Raw genomic sequence first — 23,340 nt, 5'->3', positions numbered from 1 at the left:
GTAAATGCGTATTTATAAATTTAAGCGCCCTACTTTTATTCACACTATAAAAAGCGCGATTTTAACGACCTTATTAAAAAATAAGCACAAAAAAAATAGCATCACCTTAAAGCATAATACTATTTATGTTTTACCCTCCACGCTTGGCGTTTACTTTAGCGTTGTTGCATCATTAAATTTTGTAATGGGCATTAATTATCAAAATAATTTAATTCTGTTTATGGCTTATTTAATGTTTGTAATTATAATTTTTGCCTTGTTATTAGGTTACAGTAATGCCAGAGGTTTAACTGTCAGCTTTAAATACGCCATTGAAAGTTTTGCGCCTCAGGCACCCCAGCTAGTGTGGCAAATAAAAGCAGCTGATCCTTGCCAATCCATTACATTAAGTTACCCCTATGATTTAAAAAATGCGTGTTACATTACACGTGTTAATAATGAAGCAATAAAATGCCAATTATCATTACCTTATACCAAGCGAGGCTATTATCAGTTACAGCCAATAAAAATTGCCAGTAATTACCCCTTTGGTTTAGTTAGTGTGTGGAGTTATGTTCAACCCGATAAAGTGGTGTATGTTTATCCGTCAATTATTAAAACAACAAATCAAAAACACCAAAACCTAGTTGCAAATAATACCGATGAAGGCACTGAAAAACATAAAGGTGATGATGAATTTGAGCATTTAATTACTCATTTGCCAGAAATGGGGTTACAGCGAATATCGTGGAAGCATTATGCAAAAACACAGCAACTGCTCGTAAAACAATTTAGTGATTTTATATCGGCCGATGCGCAATTTGATTTTAATTTATTGACCGGTGATACTGAACAACGTTTAGGGCAACTCTGTTTTTTAGTTTGCCAAGCATTTGAAAACGACATTAATTATTCTTTAAAACTTCCCAATAATTTAATCGCCAGCAATTCAGGCAAGCTGCATCATCAGCGCTGTTTACAAGCGTTAAGCCAAGTCGGTAATGATAATGAATGAGATTAAAAACCATCGCGTTATTAACTTTGCACTATCGTTTATTTACTTAGGGCTAGTCAGCTTTTTTACAGAGCACTTACCCCTGCCCTTTATTGCAATGCTTAGTGTGTTATGTGGCTGGAATATTTATTTAACAGGTAAGCAAAAGCAAAAACCTAACGCTTGGTTTGCTAATGGATTGGCCGCCATTGCATTAATTATTATGCTAAGCAGCATAGGCTTTAAAGATACCGTGGTATTGTTTGTAGCCATGCTTTTATTGTCGTGTGTTTTTAAATTATTGCAGGCAAAATCAAAACAGCATTACCAATTGATCATTACCCTTACGTTCTTTTCACTCTCAGCGGTGTATTTGTTTAGCCAAACCATTTTTACTACTTTAGTTATAAGCATCTTATATATTTTAAATTTTGCAGTACTGGGATTATTAGAATCGAGTCACAGTTTAAAACTCTCTTCAAAACAAAGTGCTAAAATTATGCTACTGGCTTTTCCTTTAGCGGTCATACTCTTATTATTTTTACCTAAACTTCCGGCATTTTGGCAACTACCTGGGCCCAAAATGGCACAAACAGGGTTATCTGAACAAGTCGATCCGTTTGATATAGCTAAGTTATCAAATTCAGATGAACTGGTATTTAGAGCCAAATTTAATGGCGCACCACCTTCTATGCCCTATTATTGGCGCGCTATTGTACATGATGAATTTGATGGCGCAGCGTGGAAAACATCCTCCTTTTTAAAGCAAGCATTGATGTTACCCGCTAAAAAAAGTACGAGCGATGAGGCTCAGTATACGGTTATAGCTGAGCCTGCTATTTCAGATTGGCTATATGGGCTTGGTTTTTCAAGCAGTGAAACCCCCAATATTATTGCCAATGCTTTAGGTTTATTACGTAAACAACACTATAAATCCAAGGTTTTACAATATGCAGTTAATAGTGAACCGTTATCTAGTACATCGCTTAGTAAATCCCAACAGCGGTTTTATAGCCAATTAACCGTTAGTAATAATCAAAAATCTCATCAGTTGGCGCAACAATTAAAAAATAATAGCGAAAATGCCGATGAATTTTTTAATCAACTTTTAAGCTATTTTTCACAAAATGAATTTAGCTATACACTAACACCCACCCCCATGCGCGGCGAAAATACGCTCGATCAGTTTATGTTTAATAATAAGCGCGGCTTTTGCGGGCATTATGCCAGTGCCGCTGCCTTTATTTTTAGAAGTGCAGGTATTCCTGCGCGGGTTGTCAGTGGCTATTTAGGAGGCGAGCTAAATAAAAACAGTGATTACATGACTATTCGCCAATACGATGCACATGCTTGGGTTGAAGTGTATACCGATGCGGGTTGGAAAATATTTGATGCCACGGCGGTGGTGGCACCTGAGCGGTTAAACGGCTCTTTGTCACAAAGTACCACCCTTAATAACGAATTTAAAAATAATATTAACTTTGGACTGGTTAGTTTAAGTAACTATGCCGTTATTAATTGGCTTAGACTTGAATTAGAAAATTTAGATTATCAGTGGTCTAGCTGGGTACTTGGGTTTGATAAAGACAAGCAACAGGATTTATTTGCAGCCTTATTTGGTAATAAATTCATTTGGCTAGTCCCGCTTGGGGCTATTATTATTTTAGTTTTGAGTTTTACGGCTTACTTTATTTACTTAAACCGCCCTAAAGCTTTAACAAAACAACCGCCACTGGTAAATGAGTATTATGAAATTATTCGTTGGGCTAATAAACACGCGATTAGCTATCCTGAAAATGCCACGCCAACCCAAACTTTAGAACACATTAGCAATCAAGCTCCCCATGCAGGGCAACAAATAACCGCTTTTTGTGAGTTATTTAAGCAAGTGCGCTATGCAAGGCATCCATTCACTAAAGAACGTAAAAATCAGGCTAAAGATCTGATAAAATTAATTAAATCTATAAAACAGAGAAACCTATGAACGCAGTTATTATCGGCGTTATTTTAATGCTGGGACTCACTTTAGTCCGTGTGAATGTGATTGTTGCAATGACCATAAGTGCACTGGTTGCCGGATTAACCGCTGGCATGGGGTTGAAAGAAAGCATCGATGCATTTAATTCAGGATTATCGTCTGGCGCAGAAATAGCTTTAAGTTATGCGATGTTGGGTGCATTTGCCGTGGCAATTTCCAAGTCAGGCCTAACTCGCATTTTAGCTGCGAAGTTATTGGCAAAAGTTAACGCGCAAACAGGCTCAAGCGAAACTCTACTTAGTTACTTTATATTATTTATTATTTTGATCTGTGCTATTTCTTCACAAAACTTAGTCCCTGTCCATATTGCATTTATTCCTATTTTAATTCCGCCGCTATTAGTGGTGTTTAACAAATTGCGATTAGACAGACGCGCTATTGCTTGTATTTTAACCTTTGGTTTAGCCACCTCGTATATGGTACTCCCTTATGGGTTTGGTGGAATTTATTTATACTCAATATTACATAAAAACCTAGTCGATAATGGCCTTGAAATTGTAAACACCAGCGTACCTTTGGCGATGATTATTCCTGCTATTGGCATGTTTGTGGGGTTGTTAATTGCGCTGTTTATTACTTATAGAAAACGCCGTGAATATTCGAATACCGCCCTTACCGTTGAGAGTAAACAAACAGAGGTTGATAACCCAAAAAAAGTAATGATGGTTGGTTTATTTGCGGTTGTTGCGTCGTTAATTGCTCAAAATGCCAGTGGCTCTATGATATTAGGCGGCCTAGTTGGCGTGGTTATATTTAGTGTATTTGGTGTGGTTAAGTGGGAAGAAAACGGCGACGTATTTAGTAAAGGCGTGGCTATGATGGCCATGATTGGCTTTATTATGATCTCAGCACAAGGCTTTGCCGCGGTCATGAAAGAAACCGGACACGTAGCCAGCTTAGTTCACAGTAGCGCCGCTATTTTTGATGGTAATAAGCCGATGGCTGCGGCTGTAATTTTATTAGTCGGCTTATTTATAACGATGGGAATTGGCAGCTCGTTTTCAACGGTGCCTATTATTGCCACCTTGTTTGTGCCTTTATGTTTAGAATTAAACTTTTCGGTTATGGCAACCGCTGCACTAGTAGGAACAGCCGGTGCGCTAGGTGATGCAGGCTCCCCGGCCTCTGACTCTACGTTAGGGCCAACGTCGGGCCTTAATGCTGATGGTCAGCACGATCATATTTGGGATTCAGTGGTACCAACCTTTATTCACTTTAATTTACCGCTATTGGTATTTGGCTGGATAGCCGCCATGGTACTTTAATTTTTAAAAGGTGAGCTTGGTGCACGCCTTTTTTAAAATACTTACCTATCTTTTTGATTAATCTTACAAATAAGCACGTTTGTTAAGACTATAATAAGAATATATATAGTATGATGTGTTCTTTATGGTTTTCAATATAAGCACCAAACTAGGTGCTTATATTTATTTACTATTTGGCGTTATAACTCAAAGCCATGTAGCATTTTATCGCATACTACCGGTGTTGGTCTGTGGTTATCATCCACAGCAACAAAAGTAAAACTCCCTGTAATGGCAGAATGCTTATTATCTTTGTGCATGGTTTCTAGGAATATTTCCACATCCACTTTTAAACTAGTATTACCCACATACGACACTTTTGAGATTAATTCAGCAAATGAACCTGCCGGAATAGCCTCCTTAAAATCTACTCTGTCAGATGAAATAGTCACTAATGGCTTACGGCAAAAACGGGTAGCCGCTATAAAAGCAACCTCATCCATCCACGCTAATGCATCACCACCAAATAGCGTATTGTGATGATTAGTACGCCCTGGAAATACCGCTTTTGTAACCGATGTGGTCGAATCTTTTATACGCTGCGCAATAATTGCTTCGCGCTCTTCTTGAATCATAATCTCTACTTTTTATTTGCTAATGTGTCTTGCATCAATAATGCAGGGTCAAGGCGTTCACCTTGCCAATTAAATCGCCAATCCAAATGCGGACCAGTTACTCGCCCTGTCGCCCCAATTTCAGCCACTTTCATACCTTGTGTAATTTTATCCCCTACTTTTACATCTAATTTACTTAAATGAATATAAGTAGAAGTTACACCATAGCCATGATCTAAAATTAATGTCCCCCCTGAGTAATATAAATCAGGCTCGGCAAATACCACGGTACCACTAATGGGCGCATACACAGGAGAACCCGTTTTATTGGCAATATCTAAACCAAAGTGTGGTCTGCGTGGTTCACCATTAAAGTAACGCTGGCTGCCATAAACACCTGAAATACGGCCCTCGGCAGGCCTAAGCACAGGCTGTAAAAAGTACTCTAAGTCAGAATTTACAGCGCGCGCTTTTCTTACCGCGACCGCTTCACGGCTAATACGCTCACTGAGAGCTTTTGGTGGCGACACATATTTTTTTGCAACACCGGTTATTTTATCGATGTTGTAGTCACGTTCTGTGATAACTAAATCTTGGCTGTGGCTTTTTCCACTGTTGTCAACCCACGATAGTGTGTGATTTGGTTTTGCATCACGGCCAAAACCAAATACAAATAAGCCAGTATCAGATAATTTTAACGGCTTATCATTTAAACTAACCGACTTTACGTTATTTAATTGCCCTGTAACCAAGCCGCCTTGAGTTAAATGCCCTTTTAGTTCAACTGCTGCCAAAGCACTAAAACTAAATGATGCAATTAACGCTGATACTAATAAGGATTTAAGCATAACTAATTGACCCCTTACCAACCCCTTCATAAGCGGTAATTTTTACGTCTTTTTCTGGGTGCTGCAGTTTTACTTGGCCGGCAATATAGTCAGCTATACATTCTACTGTGGTATCTATTGGTAAAATGTCGCAACGCGATTCACTAATGGCCATTTCAAAATAACCTTGCGCGGCTGTATATGCAAAACACACGTCATCCTCTTTGGCGCTAATATGTTTTAATTGCGAGGCGTTTATTTGATCTTCGCTGGTCGCTAAGTAAATATCTTGCCATTTGTCAGCCCACTGTTTTTGTAAACGAGGCATAGACATACCGCTCAAACTAATCCCTATTTGTGAACGATGGCCATGAATAATGCGCTGGCAATTACCATCATGCCTTTTAAGGCCATGGCTGTAATGGTAGTAAAAGCTTTGATTGTGCTCAGGCTTTAATACCAGTTCAATTTTTTCAATATTATCAGGAAGCTGTGGCAAAATTGTAGCAACTAAATACTCTGTAACCGACTCAATGGTTATTTCGTCGGTATCTATCAGGCAAAAAGCTTGATGAGGCGCACTCATTGCTAAGTGCTTATTATCGGCAAATGTGCAGTCTACTGTTTTATGATCAGCAAACTCAGTAACCTGTCCATTGATAGTGGTTGGCACGGCTAAACGGTGATCAATACATTCATCAATAATGCCTTTTATTTGCTTTTTAACTAAGCCAAAGTCTAGCACCATAGACTCTTCATTTAGTTTGCCATGTAAAGTCAAATCAACAATCCAACTTTCGCCAACTGCACCGCGTTTATTGCATAAGTAAGAAAAATCAATCACAGTGAGTGAGTTAACAAAAAGGGTCATAAATTTCCTTTAAAACTGATTAAAAGTCAGCCCTAATTATAATGATTTCTGTTAGTAATTGCGCGGTTTAATCATACTAAAATCAGTTGCATTGACTGATTGGTGATAATTAAACCATTTTTTAACTGCTCCGAGTTGTTTAGCGTACAAGTGTACGCTAAAATACGGGGCAATTTCTAAGCAAAGATAAAGTGTTATGGAACCTAAAAATAGCTATACAAAAGAAGATTTGATCCTTTGTGGTCAAGGTGACATGTTTGGTGAAGGCAATTGTCGTCTACCAAGTGACAACATGTTAATGATGGATCGTATCATCTCTATCACCGATGACGGTGGTGAGCACGGTAAAGGCCAAATTATTGCTGAGCTAGATATTGACCCTAGCCTTTGGTTTTTTGACTGCCACTTTAAAGGTGACCCTGTAATGCCAGGTTGTTTAGGTTTAGATGCCATGTGGCAACTGGTTGGGTTTTTCTTAGGGTGGTCGGGAGGCCCTGGCCTTGGTCGCGCACTGGGTGTAGGCGAAGTAAAATTTACTGGCCAAATTCTACCAACGGCTAAAAAAGTAACCTACCGTTTAGACATGAAGCGCGTTATTAAACGTAAATTGTTTATGGGTATGGCTGATGGCACTGTTGAAGTAGATGGCCGCGTTATCTACGAAGCAAAAGATTTAAAAGTGGGATTATTTCAAGACACTAGCGCTTTTTAATTTTAACGCATACAACAAAAAAGCCTCTAATAAGAGGCTTTTTTGCTTAAATTCGTTGAGAGTTTATGTTTTATACATATTGCGATTTTCTATTGCCTCGCGCCAACCACCAAGCCACTGTGACTTAGGATCAACTTGTTGATAAGGGCAGTGCTCTTTTGAGCGACCAGCTAAACCCGCTTTAAAACCTTGAGAATGAGCTCTTTCTAGACGATCTCTTTTCTGTCTCTTCATCGGTAAAATCCTCACCTTTATATTTATATTTTTGTAGCATTAAGTTCATCTACATTTAATAAATAGCCAACAAAAATGTTTAATTCAAACACAAAATACAATTAATTTGTTTGACTTTAACTAAGCTGCTGATGCAATGATAAATTAATTTAAAAATAAATTTATTGCTCACATCTAGTAAACTTTAACCTATTTAACTTTATTAAAATGTGCCGATACATCGGTTCAAAAACACATAAGTGTCATATTTGTGACTAACAATATACCCTTAAGTTCCCAATTAATTTGTAATCGAAAAATGAACGTTATAGCTGTTTTAAAAACATTCCAAATAAAGGCTTGATTAATTAAAACCGATCGGTCTAATATAAGGCGTGAACAAAATAGCAGCAGTTACAATCAGGCGTGGCCGCCCACCTAAAATAGCCAGAGACAACGCAGACACAAAAGCGTTGCTTATTCGTGTGGGATTAGAAACCCTCACTGAGTTTGGTTTTAGTGCCACAGGGCTCGACACCATCTTAAAAAAAGCCAAAGTCCCTAAGGGCTCCTTTTATCATTACTTTAAAAGTAAAGAAGCCTATGGCTTGGCTCTTGTTGATGCCTACGACGATTTCTTTATAGCTAAACTTAAGTTTTATTTAGAACAACCTGAAGTACCTCCGCTAGAACGCATTGTTAACTTTACCCAAAGCGCGATTGCTGGAATGCAAAAGTATGATTACAAACGCGGGTGTTTGGTGGGTAACTTAAATCAAGAGCTTAATCATTTAAGTGACGATTTTAAAGCTCGTTTAATGCAAAGCTACACGGCTTGGCAAGCACAGTTAAAACAGTGTTTAGATTTAGCCCAACAACAGCAAACCATTAACCCGCGTATTAATACTACGCAAATGAGTGAATATTTTTGGGTGGGCTGGGAAGGCGCAGTAATGCGAGCTAAACTACCCCAATCAAGTAAGCCACTTACTTTATACACAGAAATGTTTTTACGCGCATTACTAACCTAATGCGTTGTTAAGCGTTTATATTTTATTATTAATTTAAAAACGATCGGTCTAAAAGGAAATCTAATGAGCAATTCTATCAAAGCTATTGTTATAGATAAGCAAGACGACAGCTACACTGCCGCGCTAAGCACCATAAACAGTGACGATCTGCCAAACGAAAATGTATTAATTGATGCGCTTTACAGTAGCTTAAATTATAAAGATGGCTTAGCAATCACGAGGAAAGGCCCTGTTGTACGTAGCTTTCCTATGGTGCCGGGTATTGATTTAGTGGGTACAGTTACCAGCAGCGACAGTGCTGAATTTAAACGTGGCGACAACGTTATTTTAAATGGTTTTGGTGTTGGCGAAAAACACTGGGGAGGCTTATCTCAAAAAGCGGCGCTGAGCAGTGATTGGTTAATTCCCCTACCCGCTAATTTATCACCTAAACAGGCTATGCAAATTGGTACTGCCGGTTATACGGCCATGCTCAGTGTTATTGCACTAGAAAAGCTAGGAATTACTCCCGAGTCAGGTGAAATGTTAGTGACCGGTGCTAATGGTGGCGTAGGCAGTTTTGCCATTTATTTATTAAGCCAGCTAGGTTATCAAGTCACCGCTGCAACAGGTCGAATGGAGCAAACTGACTATTTAAAATCATTAGGTGCAGCTAATGTAATTGATAGAAATGAGTTTTCTAACCCAGGTAAACCCCTGCAAAAAGAACGCTTTGCTGCTGCTATTGATTCTGTAGGTAGCCACACACTTGCTAATATTTGTGCATCATTAAAATATGGCGGGGTCGTTACTGCTTGCGGTTTAGCACAAGGGATGGACTTACCGGCCTCGGTCGCCCCCTTTATTTTACGCGGGATTTCATTAATAGGTATTGATAGCGTTATGCGCCCTAAAGCGGATCGGATTGAAGCATGGGATCGTTTAGCTTCATTAGTTAATGCCGATTACTTGGATAAAATTTCAACTGAAATAAATCTTGATCAAGTTATTGAAAGCGCCGAGCAACTAATGCAAGGCCAAATTCGCGGTCGTGTAGTGGTTAATTGCCAAAGTTAAGCATTTTTGCTACTAAACTCTCGTTATTAAATTTATAATGTTCGCTGATTTTTTAATAACGAGAGAACACCTATGAGCAACCAAGAACTTTTCAGTAATAACCCACTGCAAGGCGTTAAATTAGAGCAAGTGGTTGAAGAACTGGTTGAGCAATATGGGTGGGAACTCCTGCATGCCTACTTACAACTCAATTGCTTTAAAAATAATCCAGACATTAAATCTGCAGTTAAATTTTTGCGTAAAACCGAGTGGGCTCAACAAAAAGTAGATAATTTCTATTTATATCGCCTTAAAAACTTACCTCGCCCTGATGATGTGCAATACGAGTTACCACCACGCGACCGCATTATTCCTGAAGGCGATAAACCAGGTGAGCCATGCGAGTTAAGCTTTTCTGATGCTAAGCGTATTCAAGCTAAAAAAGAAGCCAAAGATCGAGCGCGTACTCGTAAACAACGTTCAAATTCAAGTAACCCTTGGGGTAACTAACTCATCTTTGTACCAGAGCTAACTTTATTGTTAGCTCTTTTATTACTTGATGAGGAAATTAATATCCTCGGTGTTTCCAAAAATTATTTTCCGTTCTAGTCTGTTCATCGGTTAGGTTAAATGTTTTATCAGTAATTATTTTTCCTGCTAATGATAAGGTCATGCGCCAGTCACCTATTTTATCCTCAATAGGCTCCCATACCGTATCGCCTAAATAAAACGACCAGTCGTTATCTTTAACATACACAGTTCCTTCAAAAGGCTGCATCACTTCGCCATCGGTATCTATAATACCGGGGTGATAAATACAATAATGTAGTTTTTCGCCCTTGGCTTTTTTAATGTTCACTATCAGACCAAATTCTACATCAATACACGCAGTTATTTCTGTGGTGAACTGCGTGATTTGTGGTAATGATTTACTGGCTTTGTCCCAGTGACTATATAGTCCGTAACTTTGTAATGTAATTTGTGGTTTAGATTTTGCCATTGAACTTTCTATTTTTTATTTTCAATTTTTAAGCCACCTGCTTATGCGAGTGATTTATTAATTAAGTAATAGTTTTGGATTTTTAGGGTAATAATTGCTGGGTTGCTGCTCACATAAACTAAATTCACGCGTATTTTTATACGGTAACTTCATAAAACCAGCGACCCCTACATCGGTGATATTTACCGCGTATTGCATCAGTTTATTCAGCAAACGTTTAAATTCAACTTCTTTGCTAGCATCAAGTAATCTGTAGTAATGGTGAATTTTCATCCTATCTGGCAACGCTTCAAAAATAATACAACCCGTATGATGTATCTGGTTTAGCTCAAATACACATTTAATGACTTTTTTAGGCAGTTGCAGTTGCTCATCCGGGTCTTTACCATCTTCAAAATATGAATGCGGGCGAGTTACATCGCTGGCTTTTACATTAACCACTTCATAATCAAGCTCAGGTAACTGATTAAATTTAAATGCCCCTGTGCCATCGCGTTCCAATTGAATGGTTTTACGGGCATCAAATAAACAACACTTAAATAGGCCTTTTTGGCTAATAGCCTGCGCTAGCATCACTGTGTTATTAACCGCATCAGTAAACGCTGTGGCGAGGGTTTCGTTATGCATAATCAGTGATGATTCAACATATAAAGAATCATCTTTCCAATGAAAGCTCAAGCCCCCTACTACTGGGTACTTCGCCAAACGACTAATTGAGGCTAAAAACGCTTTTTCGGTATCCCCCGTATCAAACAAAAACTCTTTATAATACCTATCTAGCTGGGCATCGTTAACATCTAATAATTGCTGTTTATGATCGGCTTGGCGTAAAAATTGTTTTCGGGAACTATATACAACGGTTTCGGGCTCGGGATCTTGGCTGAACCAAAAAGGAATACTGGCTTTGATTTCTTTTTTGGGTAGTTGTGGTAAATACGCCTTTACCATGGTTTCTATGTTACGCATAAAATAGTCACCCGCTTTGTCTCTGATCAATCGCTCTTTTGAAAGCATGCCGTCAATAACGTTTGCCAGCTCCTTAGGTAACATTAAACTACTGGCGGGTATAGCCTGAGCGCCAAATCGACACGACTGCGCCGATGCAAGTGCATATAGCGTTGATGCAACCCCTTGCTCATCAAACCGAGGGGATGATTTTTCGCCCGACATTTGCGCATCACCAATAAAATACACATCGCCCATACGCGCATTAGTAGTACTTAAGTCACCCGACATTAAATCCATAAAATTACTCGTAATTGGGTTTCCTTGTTCATCAACCTGAGCATATACAGAGCTTCCCCAGTCAACCAAGGAAAGCTGCTTGCTAGTCTCATCCCACACTAAATTAGAGGGTTTAATATCGCCATGCACAATAGGTTGTGGGCTTAATCCATTTTTATGATGGCGTAAATCCATGAGTACATTTCTTAATTTAACCGCTAAGTTCATTATTTTTGCAGCAGGTAATCGCCCTTGTTTTAAGGATACTTTTTCAAGATCTTCACCTACTGCACGGGCCATCATTAAAATGCCCTGTTTTTTAATCCGCTCAAAACCGTAAAATTGTGGCACTAACGGATTATCAATTTGAGACAGCATATAGGCTTCATCCTCAAGGCGATCACGGACACTTTGCGCCAACGTTATCCTTGAAAACTTAAACACCCAGGGCAGTTGATTCTCGTCATCTGCAGCAAATACAAACCCAAAGGCGCCTGAGCCAATCATCTCTGCATTTTTATAACCAAGTAAGGTAAGTTGTTTAATACAAATATTGAGCCATTGGCGATGTTTTTTGGCATCACGATGCGATAACAAATAAACAGACTGTTCTTCGTTAATGTAAAAATTGCGAATTTCTTTTGCTTTCAAAGTAAGTGCTCAAATTTGAACATAATTAATTTATCTCATAAAATTCAACTAATTTAAAAGTTAGCTTACATATATTTAAGCTATTAACAATATGCTTAAATATAATCATTTAAAATTTTTTAACAGGACTAAAAGGAAATAAAATGAAACAAAAAATATTAGCTGGTCTAATCATTACTTTATTTAGCACAGCATCATATGCAGATTATAAAGAAGAGATAGCTAAGTTATCAAAAATACAAATTCCAACTATAATACTCCACGATTAGCTCAACTCTGATAATCAAAGTCTGTTGTTTAATATAATTTAAGCTATTAGCGATGATTTAGACATATATCGCTGTTATTTGCAGTTTCATCGTATCTTACTTACCTAAAATACTAAAAATTACGCGTAAACCAAATACCTTTAATGCCTTTGTAAAGACTTCCTTTAAATTCTGACGAATCCCCACAAAATAAAAATTAATGGTAGACTCTCATGATTATTTGTGATCAAATTTTTTCACTATAAAAAAACTCACTCATAATCATGAAAGCCACCGAAATATTACACAAAGATATTGCCATTGCCTACCCTGAAATTCATAAAACACGTTTAAATACAGTCTTTACGTTTGTTAACTCAGGCTTGCGTGACCAGCGCGTTACTGTCACTTACCTAGGCCGCGGATTAAAATCATTTTCTAATACCGATAAAAAACATGATATTAAACGCGCAGACCGTTTGATTGGTAATGCTAACCTGCATCAAGAACGTCTTTGTTTCTATGAACATATGACCGAATGCTTAGTAGGCCAGCAACAACACCCACTTATTATCGTTGACTGGTCACCTATTAATGGCGGCGAAATATTTCAAGTGCTCAGGGCAAGCATACCAATGGGGGGAAGAGCGTTAACGCTCTATGAAAAAGTGTATCCTGAAAGCGAATTAAATACCGAAGCGGCTCATCAACACTTACTCGATAGCTTGGCACAGTGTTTACCTGCAGATTGTCAGCCTATTATTTTATCTGATGCTATTTTTAGAACGCCATGGTTTAAAGCCATAGAAGATAAAGGCTGGTATTGGCTTGGGCGCGTCAGAGGCAATGTGACCTTATCTAGCGACCTTGAGACATGGCGAAATTGTAAATCATGGTTTGAGCAAGCAACAGATAAACCACACCTTCTGACACAGATTTACTACGGAAAAACAGTTCGTTTCGCGTGCCAAGGTGTTTTGTTTAGAGGGAAAAACAAGGGACGTAAAAAAATCAAAAAACGGGGTGGGCAATCTCAATGTACAACGGTTAAATACCAACAACAAAAGGCCAAAGAGCCTTGGCTACTTGTGTTTAATTTACCTACACAATTTACAGATAAGCCTCAACGGATTGTGACTTTATATAAACAACGTATGCAAATAGAAGAAAGTTTCAGAGACACTAAGAATGCAAAACTTGGCATTAGTTTAGCCTTTGCAAATTCAAGAAGCGCAGAAAGGTTTGATAATTTATTGCTCATAGCGGCGTTAATGTTGTTTGTCTTATGGTGCATAGGGTACACCGTGTCGGCACAACAAGGGGATGCGGCATTACAAGCGAATACAGAGAAAAAACGACGAGTATTGTCCTATATTTATCTTGGCAAAGAAGTGGTTGATGATCCTAGGTATGAGCCTGATGGGCAGTTCATTATTTATGTGTATAGCCAGTTGTCACTTCTGACTATACAAATTGATAATTTAGGCTAAATTCGTGGGGATCTCTCAGCTTTAAATTACTAAATAAGTTAATAACTTGTAAGCCACCAGCATTTTAAAAGCGGTTCATAAGGTTCTTTTATAAATTAGATGTCTGAAGTCAAGACCTGTCGCCCCTTGGTTTCCTCAGGTTTTCGGGCTTGTTCAACACTTGGGATAAAGACGCGGCTTCGCGCGGCCTATCCTTATTAGTTAGTTGCCCTTGCTCGACTCTAGTGCTAACATTTGTACACACGAAAACTTAGGGAGCTACTCATGGACACTAGAATTCAATTTCGTGTTGATGACGAAATTAAACGTTTAGCCCAACAAATGGCTGAGAGCCAAGGTCGCACACTCAGCGATGCTTGTCGTGAACTTACTGAACAAATGGCTGCGCAACAAAGAAAAACATTATCTCATGACGCTTGGTTAACTGAACAAATAAACCTAGCATTTGAGAAGTTTGACTCAGGAAAATCTTCATTTGTTGAACATAATTCAGCTAAAGCACGAATGGCTGAACGAAAGGCCAAAATTCGTAATCGTGGTCAGCAATGATTTTATGGGAAGAAGAATCGCTAAATGATCGTGAGAAGATCTTTGAGATTCTTTATGACTTTAACCCTGATGCGGCTGAAAAAACTGATGAAATTATTGAGGCTAAAGTAGAAAAATTACTCGAACAACCATTGATGGGTGTTCAACGGGATGGAATACGAGGACGATTACTCATTGTTCCTGAAATTTCAATGATCGTTTCGTACTCGGTAGAAGGTTCAATTATTCGCATAATGCGAGTTCTACACCAGAAGCAGAAATTCCCTACCGATTGATTGTATTTTGGATGGCGGTTTTTTTCGTCTTTTTGCAAAAAAAAGTCGTCAAGATCAGGCCTTGCATCTTGCCTTTTACGATAAGAGGCAAAAAGAAAGACCTGACCCTGCTCTTTCTCTGACCCTACTCTTTCTGTAATTGAATACCTGTTGACCCTCTTATTAAGTCGGCAATAACTTGCCAACTTGAAATTATACAGCGCCCCTTATTTGCCGTTTTTATTGACCAAGATTACTGATATTTCTACTTTAGGGTGTGCTTTCATACTTAATGATTTAAAAATAGTAGATAATATTTTTGGTATGTTACTTGCTTTATGATATGGATAAGTATTGATGTTTACATTACTAAAAAATGTAGTTTTTTATTAAAAAAATTAAGGATAATGACATGATAAATTCTATTGGTTCACAGAGCTATGCTGTACAACAAATCCGTTCTAATGTTGGTAAAGTTGAACAGACAGCGATAACCACATCAAAATCGTCGGAAAATACAAATAATCTTGATACACGACAAAATGCTCTTTCTTTTATTGAAAACGCTACTCCAGAAGAGCTTGAAGCAAAAGTTAATTCATTAGTCGGAAGGGAGCCATCAATGGCTAGCATTAATTTAAGAGAAATTATGAACTCTGACAATGAGGATGAACTAGTTGGAAGAATAGGTCGTTTAAAGGGTCAAATAGAACAAGAAAGTCGTAGTGTTTTGAATCAAGAACAAGATTTAATTAGTCTGGGGCGAGCCGAAGGGAAAAGCGCTAAAGATATTTTAATAAGTATTGCAAACATGCAAGACGAACAATCAGATCTTTATAAGATGTCGATGAACTGGGGAAATAAGGGACTTAGCTCTCCTGAAAATTATGAAAAATTAGTGAAATTAACCCCTAGTTATGTAAATTATTATGCTTGATAAATAGCGGTTTCGGGTTGAATTTAAAACCGCTAAAATAATGTTTTCTTTTTATTGATATGTTACAGCGATAGAGCCATTTTGTCCGAGTAATGCCGGGCTAACACTACCGCTGCCTGCGTAATAAAAAGCATATCTCCAAGATTGGTTGGCTGGTATATTATAAGAACTTGTATTACCTCCTGCACCAAAATTACCACTTATATCAAAACAGACATTTAATGTGCTCTCACATAAATAAGTTGTTAAATTAGTGTTGTAATTCCATATATTCCATTGCCAAGTAATATTTTGAACTGTAGCAGTGGAAGATGTTCCTGAAGGCGCGTCCATCAACGGACCAAATACCCATTGTCCAGCTGTGGTAATATTGGGATTATAGACAACGTCAGTCCATGCTCCAGCAGAAGCGAAAGCATCGATACCGCCTTCTGAATTTAAAGCACGGGGTGTATCCAGCTGATTTAGATCGATTATTTTTGCTTTGTTTAGATCAAACACTAGCTCTGCATTTTGTTCTTCTACAGCCATTGCATTCATAGTGAAAGCGCTAGTGATAACACCTAAAGCTAATAACGTTTTATTCATTTTCATAACAAACATCCTTTTATCCATGTTAAATTACTCCCTTAGATATTTAAGGGAAAGTATCTTGAGATATGAGGTCAATATCTCAAGTTTTATCAAAGCAGAAAAACCTTTTCACTTAAACTGTTATTTTATGATTGTCGAGGGGATAAGCAACAACCCCCTTGATGTGCTTTATTTTGATTAATCATAAGTAACTATAAATTCAAATTTGGTTAAAAAACAAGCTTAAGGTTCATTTCGAGGGGATGGGCACAAAACCCCTAAAAGAAAATGCCAAATAAAGTCATCACGTTTGAATTCATTATGCCCCCGTGTTTTCAACTTCTTAATATAACCAGCATGTTGTTCATAAATATCTCTAGCTATCACAGCCAATTTTAAAATTTGATCTTGATATGTCATGTCATCCTCGAATGGCCTAACGCCGCGTTAAGGGGTGAGCAACGCGACTACCAACTAACCGCATTGCACTAAAAACTAATAAAATCAACGCATAACGAAAATGCCACGCGTTGCGAATCCCTCTTTAACGCTTTGTTAGCTGAATTTCTCCATGACAAAGTTGCACAGCTTTTGGCCGCGAACTTTTATGGTTTGTTCTTGTATCACATTGAAACCAAATCTCTCGTAAAACGGACGAGCTGTAATACTCACCTCAGAATAAAACCTAGTAATTCCTTGTAACTCACCCATTCTGAGTGCATGTTCCATTAACTGTCGTCCGACTCCTTGGCCTTGATGTTCATGGTGACAAAAGAAATGATCAATTAATCCATTTTCTTGAAGATCACTATAACCAACAATTTTCCCGTCAATTTCAGCAACAAAAGGTGACAACGAGTTCATTTTTCGTTGCCAAATCTCAGAAGGAAAACCATCTGGAGCCCATGCTTCAACTTGGGCTTGCGAATAATCACGTAAGTTCACATTACGAACCGTATGATAAAAAATAGCCCATAAATCAATCGCATCTGATTCTTGATACTTTTTAATTTCGATCATGCTGATATTTACCACCATTCAGCTAACAGCTTATTGAACACCACTTTGGGGGGTTATAACACCCCAAAACGGCGTATATTACATTGCTTAATAATTCCACTAAACAACTTCAATGTAAACAAGTAATTACGTAAGCTGTAAAACACCCGTTGTTAAAATACACCAAAACGACTTTTAATAACGTTATTGGCCAAACCTAAAGCACTGTGCAAATAAACAGTATCGCTAAATATGCCATTTTTTGCTTATAAAACACCCAACTCACTGGCTAGTAATTTAGCTTGATGGTTTTAATTTTTGCTGCTGTTGATTATGATGAGAGTACACCCTGCCTTTTTAAATCCATTAAGGTTTTTTCAGTCATTTTATTAAGGAGTATTATGTCTAGTTATAACGAAACGCCAGAGCAAATTGTACAGGCCACCGAGGGCTATGTGATGCAGCAAACCATGTTGCGTATTAAAGATCCCAAGCCGTCGCTGGCATTTTATGAAAACGTATTAGGCATGAAGTTGTTAGGAAAGTACGACTTTCCTAACATGGAGTTTACTTTGTACTTTTTAGGCTACGAGCAAGACATGCCTAAAGGCGATGATAAAGAAAAAACACAATGGGTGTTTCGCCGCCCTGCGCTCATTGAACTTACCCATAACTGGGGTACTGAAAACGACGACAGCTTTAGCGGTTATCACAGTGGTAATGAAGAACCAAAAGGCTTTGGCCATATTGGGATTAGCGTACCGGATGTATACGCAGCGTGTGAGCGCTTTGCTAAATACGATGTTGAGTTTGTGAAAAAGCCAGATGATGGCTCAATGAAAGGCCTCGCCTTTATAAAAGACCCCGACGGTTACTGGATTGAAATACTCTCGCCGGAGGGCATTACAGAGATTATTCAATCGCAATAAAAACCATTAAACATAAAAAAGCCTGCAAATGCAGGCTTTTTGTTTACAAGTACTGTGAAAAACTTGAATTTAATTTAACGACGTAGTGCGTCTATACGTGCGTCAAGCGGTGGGTGAGATGAAAACAACTCAGCCATGCCTTTGCCACTGGCAATACCAAACGCCATCATTGAGCCTTGTAATTGCGATGGGTGGTTTTGCTTTAATCGCTCAAGGGCTGAACGCATTTTGTCTGCGCCTACCAACTGCGCTGCGCCGTTATCGGCTGCAAACTCACGTTTGCGGCTGTAATGGGCAACCACTACACTTGCCAATACACCAAATAATACTTGGAATAACATATCGAATAAGAAGTAAGTCCAGCTGCCGCCTTCTTCTTCATCGCTATTTATAAAGTTATCAACAATGCCTGCCAATACTTTTGCGGCAAAAATAACAAAGGTATTCACCACGCCTTGAATAAGTGTCAGTGTGACCATGTCGCCATTGGCCACATGCGATACTTCGTGCGCCAGCACGGCTTCGGCTTGATCTTTGCTCATGTTGTGTAATAAACCCGTGCTTACCGCCACCAGCGAATTATTTTTACTCGGGCCGGTTGCAAAGGCGTTCATTTCAGGGCTGTCGTAAATAGCCACTTCTGGCATATTAATACCGGCTTTTTTAACTTGCGTGGCAACGGTGTTTATTAACCATTGCTCGGTTTCGTTACTTGGTTTAGTAATAACCTGTGCGCCGGTTGATTTTTTTGCCATCCATTTCGACATATACAACGAAATAAACGAGCCACCAAAACCAAATACCAACGCAATCATTAATATTCCGCCAAGGCTACGATGACTTAAGCCCAACGCACTCATTATTATTGAAAGCACCACACCTAATACCAACATAACCGCGAGGTTAGTTAATAAAAACAAAAATACCCGTTTCATACATGTTCTCCAAAAATAACAATTATTGCTGAGCGATTTATTTATTGTTGATCGGCCATCGCAATATCTGCGTTATGACACACTATGTCATAACGGCAGTGCCATTTTGTGACAAACTATGTCACAACACAAGGGTTATTTATGGATTTAATGATAATTTTTCAAGCAATATTTTATAAATTTGTAATTTAGGCGTTTGCTCGGTATATGGGCTTATCGCAAGTAGTGGCATGGGTAGGCGCGCTTTTAAAGAATCAAGATTAGCTTGGTACTCATCCATACTGGCATCAACTTGGTTAGCAATCCAGCCAATGCAATTAACCCCCATACTTTGCATATGTGCTGCAGTGAGTAAAGCATGATTTATACAGCCTAGTTTCATCCCTACCACTAAAATAACTGGCAGTTGTTCTGCTTTTACCCAGTCGTATAAATACTCGTTACTATTAATAGGTAATGCCCAACCGCCCGCGCCTTCTGTTAGCAGGTAGTCGGCGCCCTGTTGCTTGATATTTTTATATGCGCTGCTGAGCTTATTTACTGTTATGTCTATACCCGCTTGCTCTGCGGCTATATGGGGGGCAATGGGCGGCGCAAACGCATACGGATTAATAATGTCGTATTTAGCGCTTACGGTGGCACTTTCCATCAGCATCAGCGCATCGGCATTTACAAGCTGCTCAAACGCCAGTTCAGAGCCTGATGCAATGGGTTTAAACCCTATTGCACGCTTTTTATGCTGCGCGAGTAACTTTAACAGCAAACTGGTTACATGGGTTTTACCAGCGTCGGTGTCTGTACCGGTAATAAAAAATTGATGCATGGCTTTGCCTTCATAGTTTTGCTTTTTCTAATGATAACAATACCACATGGTAAGATACATGGGCGTGATTGTTTATTAGCGGATACGCAGTACACACTTTTTGCAGCGCCGATTTAGTTAATAAACCAGGGCGTTGGCTTGTTTGATTTTTTGATGTTGCGCCAATGGTTTTAATTGAATTAATTGCTTTAAGCGGACTTGTAAACGCATCGGTATATATAACCTCTGTTGCGCTATTAATAGTAAACCCCGCCTTTTTGACCGATTGGTTTATAGTGTGGCTACTGTGAAAATGATTAATATGGCTATGTGAATCAAGCACCGCAAACGCGGTTTTTATTTCATTCAGTGAGCCTTCAACCACCGTACTTATATACGCCTGCCCGCCTGGTTTTAATGCTGTATACAAAGAGTACATTAACGCTTGAAAATTAGCCGACCACTGGAGCGCAAAATTACTAAATACCACATCAATGCTATTTTCTTGTAACGGTAAATTATCCATATCAGCGCAAATACGTGGTGCATTTACCGCACTATTTTTAAGCATATTTAGGCTTAAATCCATGGCAATTACCTGTTTGTATATTCCTTGTAACGCTTGAGTATTCATTAACGGTCCCGCGCCTAAATCAACACAGTGTTTGTGCTTTGTGCTCGCATCAAGCTTAATGAGTTTAATTAAATCGATTGCGGCTTTTTTTTGTACATGTGCGTGGGCTACATATTGGTTTGCCGCTGTTGAAAACTTGCGTTGCGTTACCTGCTTTAAACTATTAACAGCTAAACAAGCTAACGGTGGCTTTATGCGTGAGTTCGTATTTGTAGCTTGTGCGTTTATCATGCAATGGCCTTTTTTAAACAATTTACCAATGTTGTTATGTCTTGCTCGGTGTGTGCAGCGGTTAACGTAACCCGAAGCCGTGAAGTATTATAGTGAACTGTAGGCGGGCGGATAGCGGTTAGCCAAATACCCTGCTGCTTTAGTTGCTCACTGGCTTTTAACGTTTGCTCAGCGCAGCCTAAAACGATGGGTTGAATCGCGGTATTGGAGTCCATTAAGGCTATGTGCTGCTCATTAGCTAAACGTTTAAATAAAGCAATGTTCGCGTTTAATTTTGCACGCTTGTGGTTAGCATCACGTATGCTTTTAATTCGCGATAATGTATGCGAGGCAATAAACGGCGACATAGCGGTTGAATAAGTGTAATCGCGGTTAAACTGCAGCATGTAATCAATAAATTCGCTTGAACCTAATACACACGCCCCGCTACTGGCGACCGCTTTACCAAAGGTGATCACTAAAATATTAGGCAAGTTATCTGCTGCTATTAGTGGCTCACAGCTTCCCAAGCCAGACTTACCCAGCACACCAAAACCGTGGGCATCGTCTATCATTAACCATGCGCTATGTGCTTTAGCTAAACTCAGTAACTCATGCAATGGCGCTTGATCGCCATCCATCGAGAATACACCCTCACTAACAATCAGTTTATACTTAGCATTGGACTTTTCAAGCCGAGAGCGTAAATGGTTTATATCGTTATGATTAAAGCGATGCAAAGCTGCGTTTGCATGCAGTGCACCATCAATTAAACTGGCATGATTGAGTTTATCCTGAAATATCGCACTTTGCTGAGCAACCGCTTTATCCTGAAATAATGCTTTAATAACACTGCTATTGGCACTAAAGCCCGAATTAAACAACATACCTGCTTCATAACCCAAAGCACTACATAAAGCTTGCTCAAGCGCTTGCTGTGGCTGTTGATAACCCGTCACTAGTGCTGAACTGTGGCTACCTAGTGATGGCGCACTGGTTAATTCCACCGCCGAATCGCCAAACCCTAAATAATCGTTACTCGCAAAGTTAAGGTAGGTTTTATCATTAACCGTAATAGTGCGCGCTGTTGCGCTTTGTACTACATAGCGTTTACGCAAGAGCTGCTGTGCTTTGCGCTCATCTAAATGGGTATTTATAAATTCAAATGACATAAATGCTTTAACCTTCAACGCAATACTTTAAACCATTAGCATAGTACTGAGCACTTTACGCTTCGTAAAACAATTCTGCGGTTGCTTTATCGGCGACTTTAGATGACAACGACGCCGCAACGGCTTCATCTGAAAAGTCTTCTGCCGTTTCTGGGTTCATACCGAGTTTTTTAATTAATTGCATGTCGGCATCGGCTTCTGGGTTTTCGGTAGTGAGGAGTTTATCACCATAAAATATGGAATTAGCACCGGCAAAAAAACACATTGATTGCATTTGCTCGTTCATGGCGCTTCGCCCTGCCGATAAACGTACATAGCTGTGCGGCATCATAATACGCGCGGTGGCAATAGTACGAATAAACTCAAACTGATCTAAGTCGTCAACATTCTCAAGCGGTGTGCCTTTTACTTTTACCAGCATATTAATTGGCACACTTTCGGGCTGCTGGGGTAAATTAGCTAATTGCATTAATAACCCATAACGATCACTTGGTTGCTCGCCCATACCGACAATACCGCCCGAGCACACTTTCATGCCGGCATCGCGAACATGGTCGATAGTGTTTAGCCTATCTTCAAAACTACGGGTTGATATGATTTGTTCGTAATATTCAGGTGAGGTATCAAGGTTATGGTTGTAATAATCAAGCCCTGCATCGCTTAGTGCATGGGCTTTTTCATTGGTAAGCTTACCCAGCGTCATACAGGTTTCAAGGCCAAGGGCTTTTACTTCTTTTACCATTTGTGAAATGTACGGCATGTCTCTGTCTTTTGGATCTGACCAAGCTGCGCCCATACAAAAACGCGTTGCGCCTTTTTGTTTTGCAAGGCGTGCCTGCTCTACCACTTTTTCTACTTCTAGTAGGCGTTCGCGCTCTAAATCAGTTTTATAATGGCCCGACTGCGGGCAATATTTGCAATCTTCAGGGCAAGCACCTGTTTTTATTGATAACAAGGTGGAAATTTGCACTTGATTAGGATTGAAATTCGCCCGATGTACGGTCGCGGCTTTAAACAGCAAATCGTTAAACGGCATTTCAAATAAGGCTTTAACCTCGCTGTGGGTCCAATCGTGGCGAATTGTTGCAAGCTCCATAATACTCTCTTTTATTTTTTGCTCTTGGGGTTATTGGTTTAGAATACGTATTGCCGTACCATTGTCAATAAAGCAAACC

General features: G+C 39.1%; 27 protein-coding genes. 13 read left to right on the top strand and 14 right to left on the bottom strand.

Features of this window, described 5'->3' with window-relative positions:
- Nucleotides 1-4: 4 nt before the first annotated feature.
- The 3 genes from AC6H44_RS07385 to AC6H44_RS07375 are packed head-to-tail and all read left to right on the top strand — an operon-like array spanning nucleotide 5 to nucleotide 4,276.
- Nucleotides 5-994, top strand: coding sequence for a DUF58 domain-containing protein (locus AC6H44_RS07385; protein WP_500738229.1), 990 nt, complete (start codon nucleotides 5-7; stop codon nucleotides 992-994).
- Nucleotides 987-2,957, top strand: coding sequence for a transglutaminase TgpA family protein (locus tag AC6H44_RS07380; RefSeq protein ID WP_500738228.1), 1,971 nt, complete (start codon nucleotides 987-989; stop codon nucleotides 2,955-2,957). The genes AC6H44_RS07385 and AC6H44_RS07380 overlap by 8 nt, the downstream gene beginning before the upstream one ends.
- Nucleotides 2,954-4,276 carry a Na+/H+ antiporter family protein gene (locus tag AC6H44_RS07375; RefSeq protein ID WP_500738227.1) on the top strand — a complete coding sequence of 441 codons (1,323 nt, stop codon included), beginning with the start codon at nucleotides 2,954-2,956 and terminating at the stop codon, nucleotides 4,274-4,276. The genes AC6H44_RS07380 and AC6H44_RS07375 overlap by 4 nt, the downstream gene beginning before the upstream one ends.
- A gap of 179 nt (nucleotides 4,277-4,455) precedes the next feature.
- Here AC6H44_RS07375 and AC6H44_RS07370 read toward each other — a convergent pair whose 3' ends face one another.
- Genes AC6H44_RS07370 through AC6H44_RS07360 form a run of 3 tightly spaced genes read right to left on the bottom strand, consistent with a single transcriptional unit; the run spans nucleotide 4,456 to nucleotide 6,567 of the window.
- A complete protein-coding gene (locus AC6H44_RS07370; RefSeq protein WP_500738226.1) occupies nucleotides 4,456-4,890 on the bottom strand; it encodes an acyl-CoA thioesterase in 435 nt (144 codons plus the stop codon).
- Nucleotides 4,891-4,895: 5 nt separating this feature from the next.
- Entirely contained in the window at nucleotides 4,896-5,717 is an 822-nt protein-coding gene (locus AC6H44_RS07365; protein ID WP_500738225.1) for a M23 family metallopeptidase, read from the bottom strand.
- Entirely contained in the window at nucleotides 5,710-6,567 is an 858-nt protein-coding gene (locus tag AC6H44_RS07360) for a 6-carboxytetrahydropterin synthase (protein ID WP_500738224.1), read from the bottom strand. Before AC6H44_RS07360 ends, AC6H44_RS07365 begins: the two co-directional genes overlap by 8 nt.
- Before the next feature lie 196 nt (nucleotides 6,568-6,763).
- On the opposite strand from AC6H44_RS07360, the gene fabA reads away from it, so the two are divergent.
- The gene (fabA, locus tag AC6H44_RS07355) at nucleotides 6,764-7,279 is read left to right on the top strand and encodes a bifunctional 3-hydroxydecanoyl-ACP dehydratase/trans-2-decenoyl-ACP isomerase (RefSeq protein WP_500738223.1); all 516 of its coding nucleotides are present in this window, start codon (nucleotides 6,764-6,766) and stop codon (nucleotides 7,277-7,279) included.
- A gap of 63 nt (nucleotides 7,280-7,342) precedes the next feature.
- On the opposite strand, the gene rmf is transcribed toward fabA, so the two are convergent.
- On the bottom strand, nucleotides 7,343-7,513 hold the full coding sequence (gene rmf, locus AC6H44_RS07350; protein WP_500738222.1) for a ribosome modulation factor: 171 nt from the start codon (nucleotides 7,511-7,513) through the stop codon (nucleotides 7,343-7,345).
- A 374-nt stretch (nucleotides 7,514-7,887) separates the two neighbouring features.
- Here rmf and acuR point away from each other — a divergent pair, with 374 nt between their 5' ends.
- The 3 genes from acuR to AC6H44_RS07335 all read left to right on the top strand — a co-directional run bounded on the left by acuR (nucleotide 7,888) and on the right by AC6H44_RS07335 (nucleotide 10,068).
- Nucleotides 7,888-8,523, top strand: a complete 636-nt coding sequence (gene acuR / locus AC6H44_RS07345; protein ID WP_500738221.1) for an acrylate utilization transcriptional regulator AcuR — start codon at nucleotides 7,888-7,890, stop codon at nucleotides 8,521-8,523.
- 63 nt (nucleotides 8,524-8,586) lie between these two features.
- A complete protein-coding gene (gene acuI, locus AC6H44_RS07340; protein WP_500738220.1) occupies nucleotides 8,587-9,579 on the top strand; it encodes an acrylyl-CoA reductase (NADPH) in 993 nt (330 codons plus the stop codon).
- 72 nt (nucleotides 9,580-9,651) lie between these two features.
- Nucleotides 9,652-10,068 carry a VF530 family protein gene (locus AC6H44_RS07335; protein ID WP_500738219.1) on the top strand — a complete coding sequence of 139 codons (417 nt, stop codon included), beginning with the start codon at nucleotides 9,652-9,654 and terminating at the stop codon, nucleotides 10,066-10,068.
- A 58-nt stretch (nucleotides 10,069-10,126) separates the two neighbouring features.
- Here AC6H44_RS07335 and AC6H44_RS07330 read toward each other — a convergent pair whose 3' ends face one another.
- Both AC6H44_RS07330 and AC6H44_RS07325 read right to left on the bottom strand, forming a co-directional pair.
- Nucleotides 10,127-10,558 (bottom strand): DUF3859 domain-containing protein, encoded by a 432-nt coding sequence (locus AC6H44_RS07330; protein ID WP_500738218.1) that lies wholly within the window; start codon nucleotides 10,556-10,558, stop codon nucleotides 10,127-10,129.
- Between the two features lie 57 nt (nucleotides 10,559-10,615).
- Nucleotides 10,616-12,433, bottom strand: a complete 1,818-nt coding sequence (locus AC6H44_RS07325) for a protein kinase domain-containing protein (protein WP_500738217.1) — start codon at nucleotides 12,431-12,433, stop codon at nucleotides 10,616-10,618.
- 143 nt (nucleotides 12,434-12,576) lie between these two features.
- Between AC6H44_RS07325 and AC6H44_RS07320 the strand changes: the two genes are divergently transcribed.
- The 5 genes from AC6H44_RS07320 to AC6H44_RS07300 all read left to right on the top strand — a co-directional run bounded on the left by AC6H44_RS07320 (nucleotide 12,577) and on the right by AC6H44_RS07300 (nucleotide 15,911).
- Entirely contained in the window at nucleotides 12,577-12,702 is a 126-nt protein-coding gene (locus tag AC6H44_RS07320) for a hypothetical protein (RefSeq protein WP_500738216.1), read from the top strand.
- 263 nt (nucleotides 12,703-12,965) lie between these two features.
- Nucleotides 12,966-14,171, top strand: coding sequence for an IS4 family transposase (locus AC6H44_RS07315; RefSeq protein ID WP_500735106.1), 1,206 nt, complete (start codon nucleotides 12,966-12,968; stop codon nucleotides 14,169-14,171).
- 264 nt (nucleotides 14,172-14,435) lie between these two features.
- Complete coding sequence (locus AC6H44_RS07310; RefSeq protein ID WP_500738215.1) at nucleotides 14,436-14,720, top strand: damage-inducible protein J; 285 nt, start codon at nucleotides 14,436-14,438, stop codon at nucleotides 14,718-14,720.
- The gene (locus tag AC6H44_RS07305; RefSeq protein ID WP_500738214.1) at nucleotides 14,717-14,995 is read left to right on the top strand and encodes a type II toxin-antitoxin system RelE/ParE family toxin; all 279 of its coding nucleotides are present in this window, start codon (nucleotides 14,717-14,719) and stop codon (nucleotides 14,993-14,995) included. Before AC6H44_RS07310 ends, AC6H44_RS07305 begins: the two co-directional genes overlap by 4 nt.
- A gap of 391 nt (nucleotides 14,996-15,386) precedes the next feature.
- On the top strand, nucleotides 15,387-15,911 hold the full coding sequence (locus AC6H44_RS07300) for a hypothetical protein (protein WP_500738213.1): 525 nt from the start codon (nucleotides 15,387-15,389) through the stop codon (nucleotides 15,909-15,911).
- A gap of 51 nt (nucleotides 15,912-15,962) precedes the next feature.
- Here AC6H44_RS07300 and AC6H44_RS07295 read toward each other — a convergent pair whose 3' ends face one another.
- From AC6H44_RS07295 to AC6H44_RS07285, 3 genes are all read right to left on the bottom strand, one after another.
- Nucleotides 15,963-16,505 carry a flagellar protein FlhE gene (locus tag AC6H44_RS07295; protein WP_500738212.1) on the bottom strand — a complete coding sequence of 181 codons (543 nt, stop codon included), beginning with the start codon at nucleotides 16,503-16,505 and terminating at the stop codon, nucleotides 15,963-15,965.
- A 222-nt stretch (nucleotides 16,506-16,727) separates the two neighbouring features.
- Nucleotides 16,728-16,904, bottom strand: a complete 177-nt coding sequence (locus AC6H44_RS07290; protein WP_500738211.1) for a hypothetical protein — start codon at nucleotides 16,902-16,904, stop codon at nucleotides 16,728-16,730.
- Nucleotides 16,905-17,039: 135 nt separating this feature from the next.
- Nucleotides 17,040-17,504: a GNAT family N-acetyltransferase gene (locus AC6H44_RS07285; protein WP_500738210.1), complete on the bottom strand. Its 465-nt coding sequence runs from the start codon at nucleotides 17,502-17,504 to the stop codon at nucleotides 17,040-17,042.
- A 380-nt stretch (nucleotides 17,505-17,884) separates the two neighbouring features.
- On the opposite strand from AC6H44_RS07285, the gene gloA reads away from it, so the two are divergent.
- Nucleotides 17,885-18,412: a lactoylglutathione lyase gene (gene gloA / locus AC6H44_RS07280; protein WP_500738209.1), complete on the top strand. Its 528-nt coding sequence runs from the start codon at nucleotides 17,885-17,887 to the stop codon at nucleotides 18,410-18,412.
- Nucleotides 18,413-18,486: 74 nt separating this feature from the next.
- On the opposite strand, the gene htpX is transcribed toward gloA, so the two are convergent.
- The 5 genes from htpX to bioB all read right to left on the bottom strand — a co-directional run bounded on the left by htpX (nucleotide 18,487) and on the right by bioB (nucleotide 23,261).
- Nucleotides 18,487-19,347, bottom strand: a complete 861-nt coding sequence (gene htpX, locus AC6H44_RS07275) for a protease HtpX (RefSeq protein WP_500738208.1) — start codon at nucleotides 19,345-19,347, stop codon at nucleotides 18,487-18,489.
- Between the two features lie 139 nt (nucleotides 19,348-19,486).
- Nucleotides 19,487-20,170, bottom strand: coding sequence for a dethiobiotin synthase (gene bioD, locus AC6H44_RS07270; protein ID WP_500738207.1), 684 nt, complete (start codon nucleotides 20,168-20,170; stop codon nucleotides 19,487-19,489).
- A 10-nt stretch (nucleotides 20,171-20,180) separates the two neighbouring features.
- Nucleotides 20,181-21,014, bottom strand: a complete 834-nt coding sequence (locus AC6H44_RS07265) for a methyltransferase domain-containing protein (RefSeq protein WP_500738206.1) — start codon at nucleotides 21,012-21,014, stop codon at nucleotides 20,181-20,183.
- The gene (locus tag AC6H44_RS07260; protein ID WP_500738205.1) at nucleotides 21,011-22,165 is read right to left on the bottom strand and encodes an aminotransferase class I/II-fold pyridoxal phosphate-dependent enzyme; all 1,155 of its coding nucleotides are present in this window, start codon (nucleotides 22,163-22,165) and stop codon (nucleotides 21,011-21,013) included. The genes AC6H44_RS07265 and AC6H44_RS07260 overlap by 4 nt, the downstream gene beginning before the upstream one ends.
- Nucleotides 22,166-22,220: 55 nt before the next feature.
- Complete coding sequence (gene bioB / locus AC6H44_RS07255) at nucleotides 22,221-23,261, bottom strand: biotin synthase BioB (protein ID WP_500738204.1); 1,041 nt, start codon at nucleotides 23,259-23,261, stop codon at nucleotides 22,221-22,223.
- Between the last annotated feature and the right edge of the window lie 79 nt (nucleotides 23,262-23,340).

The sequence above is a fragment of the Pseudoalteromonas sp. TAP-3C genome (genome assembly GCF_059888565.1).
Note: the sequence above shows the minus strand (reverse complement) of the source record. Positions and strands in the feature narration are given on the sequence as shown.

Excerpts from the sequence above, each read along its gene's own strand:
- AC6H44_RS07385 (WP_500738229.1), top strand. The coding sequence starts at position 5 with ATGCGTATTTATAAATTTAAGCGCCCTACTTTTATTCACACTATAAAA.
- AC6H44_RS07380 (WP_500738228.1), top strand. The coding sequence starts at position 987 with ATGAATGAGATTAAAAACCATCGCGTTATTAACTTTGCACTATCGTTT.
- AC6H44_RS07375 (WP_500738227.1), top strand. The coding sequence starts at position 2,954 with ATGAACGCAGTTATTATCGGCGTTATTTTAATGCTGGGACTCACTTTA.
- AC6H44_RS07370 (WP_500738226.1), bottom strand. The coding sequence starts at position 4,890 with ATGATTCAAGAAGAGCGCGAAGCAATTATTGCGCAGCGTATAAAAGAT.
- AC6H44_RS07365 (WP_500738225.1), bottom strand. The coding sequence starts at position 5,717 with ATGCTTAAATCCTTATTAGTATCAGCGTTAATTGCATCATTTAGTTTT.
- AC6H44_RS07360 (WP_500738224.1), bottom strand. The coding sequence starts at position 6,567 with ATGACCCTTTTTGTTAACTCACTCACTGTGATTGATTTTTCTTACTTA.
- fabA (WP_500738223.1), top strand. The coding sequence starts at position 6,764 with ATGGAACCTAAAAATAGCTATACAAAAGAAGATTTGATCCTTTGTGGT.
- rmf (WP_500738222.1), bottom strand. The coding sequence starts at position 7,513 with ATGAAGAGACAGAAAAGAGATCGTCTAGAAAGAGCTCATTCTCAAGGT.
- acuI (WP_500738220.1), top strand. The coding sequence starts at position 8,587 with ATGAGCAATTCTATCAAAGCTATTGTTATAGATAAGCAAGACGACAGC.
- AC6H44_RS07335 (WP_500738219.1), top strand. The coding sequence starts at position 9,652 with ATGAGCAACCAAGAACTTTTCAGTAATAACCCACTGCAAGGCGTTAAA.
- AC6H44_RS07330 (WP_500738218.1), bottom strand. The coding sequence starts at position 10,558 with ATGGCAAAATCTAAACCACAAATTACATTACAAAGTTACGGACTATAT.
- AC6H44_RS07320 (WP_500738216.1), top strand. The coding sequence starts at position 12,577 with ATGAAACAAAAAATATTAGCTGGTCTAATCATTACTTTATTTAGCACA.
- AC6H44_RS07315 (WP_500735106.1), top strand. The coding sequence starts at position 12,966 with ATGAAAGCCACCGAAATATTACACAAAGATATTGCCATTGCCTACCCT.
- AC6H44_RS07310 (WP_500738215.1), top strand. The coding sequence starts at position 14,436 with ATGGACACTAGAATTCAATTTCGTGTTGATGACGAAATTAAACGTTTA.
- AC6H44_RS07305 (WP_500738214.1), top strand. The coding sequence starts at position 14,717 with ATGATTTTATGGGAAGAAGAATCGCTAAATGATCGTGAGAAGATCTTT.
- AC6H44_RS07300 (WP_500738213.1), top strand. The coding sequence starts at position 15,387 with ATGATAAATTCTATTGGTTCACAGAGCTATGCTGTACAACAAATCCGT.
- AC6H44_RS07295 (WP_500738212.1), bottom strand. The coding sequence starts at position 16,505 with ATGAAAATGAATAAAACGTTATTAGCTTTAGGTGTTATCACTAGCGCT.
- AC6H44_RS07290 (WP_500738211.1), bottom strand. The coding sequence starts at position 16,904 with ATGACATATCAAGATCAAATTTTAAAATTGGCTGTGATAGCTAGAGAT.
- AC6H44_RS07285 (WP_500738210.1), bottom strand. The coding sequence starts at position 17,504 with ATGATCGAAATTAAAAAGTATCAAGAATCAGATGCGATTGATTTATGG.
- gloA (WP_500738209.1), top strand. The coding sequence starts at position 17,885 with ATGTCTAGTTATAACGAAACGCCAGAGCAAATTGTACAGGCCACCGAG.
- htpX (WP_500738208.1), bottom strand. The coding sequence starts at position 19,347 with ATGAAACGGGTATTTTTGTTTTTATTAACTAACCTCGCGGTTATGTTG.
- bioD (WP_500738207.1), bottom strand. The coding sequence starts at position 20,170 with ATGCATCAATTTTTTATTACCGGTACAGACACCGACGCTGGTAAAACC.
- AC6H44_RS07265 (WP_500738206.1), bottom strand. The coding sequence starts at position 21,014 with ATGATAAACGCACAAGCTACAAATACGAACTCACGCATAAAGCCACCG.
- AC6H44_RS07260 (WP_500738205.1), bottom strand. The coding sequence starts at position 22,165 with ATGTCATTTGAATTTATAAATACCCATTTAGATGAGCGCAAAGCACAG.
- bioB (WP_500738204.1), bottom strand. The coding sequence starts at position 23,261 with ATGGAGCTTGCAACAATTCGCCACGATTGGACCCACAGCGAGGTTAAA.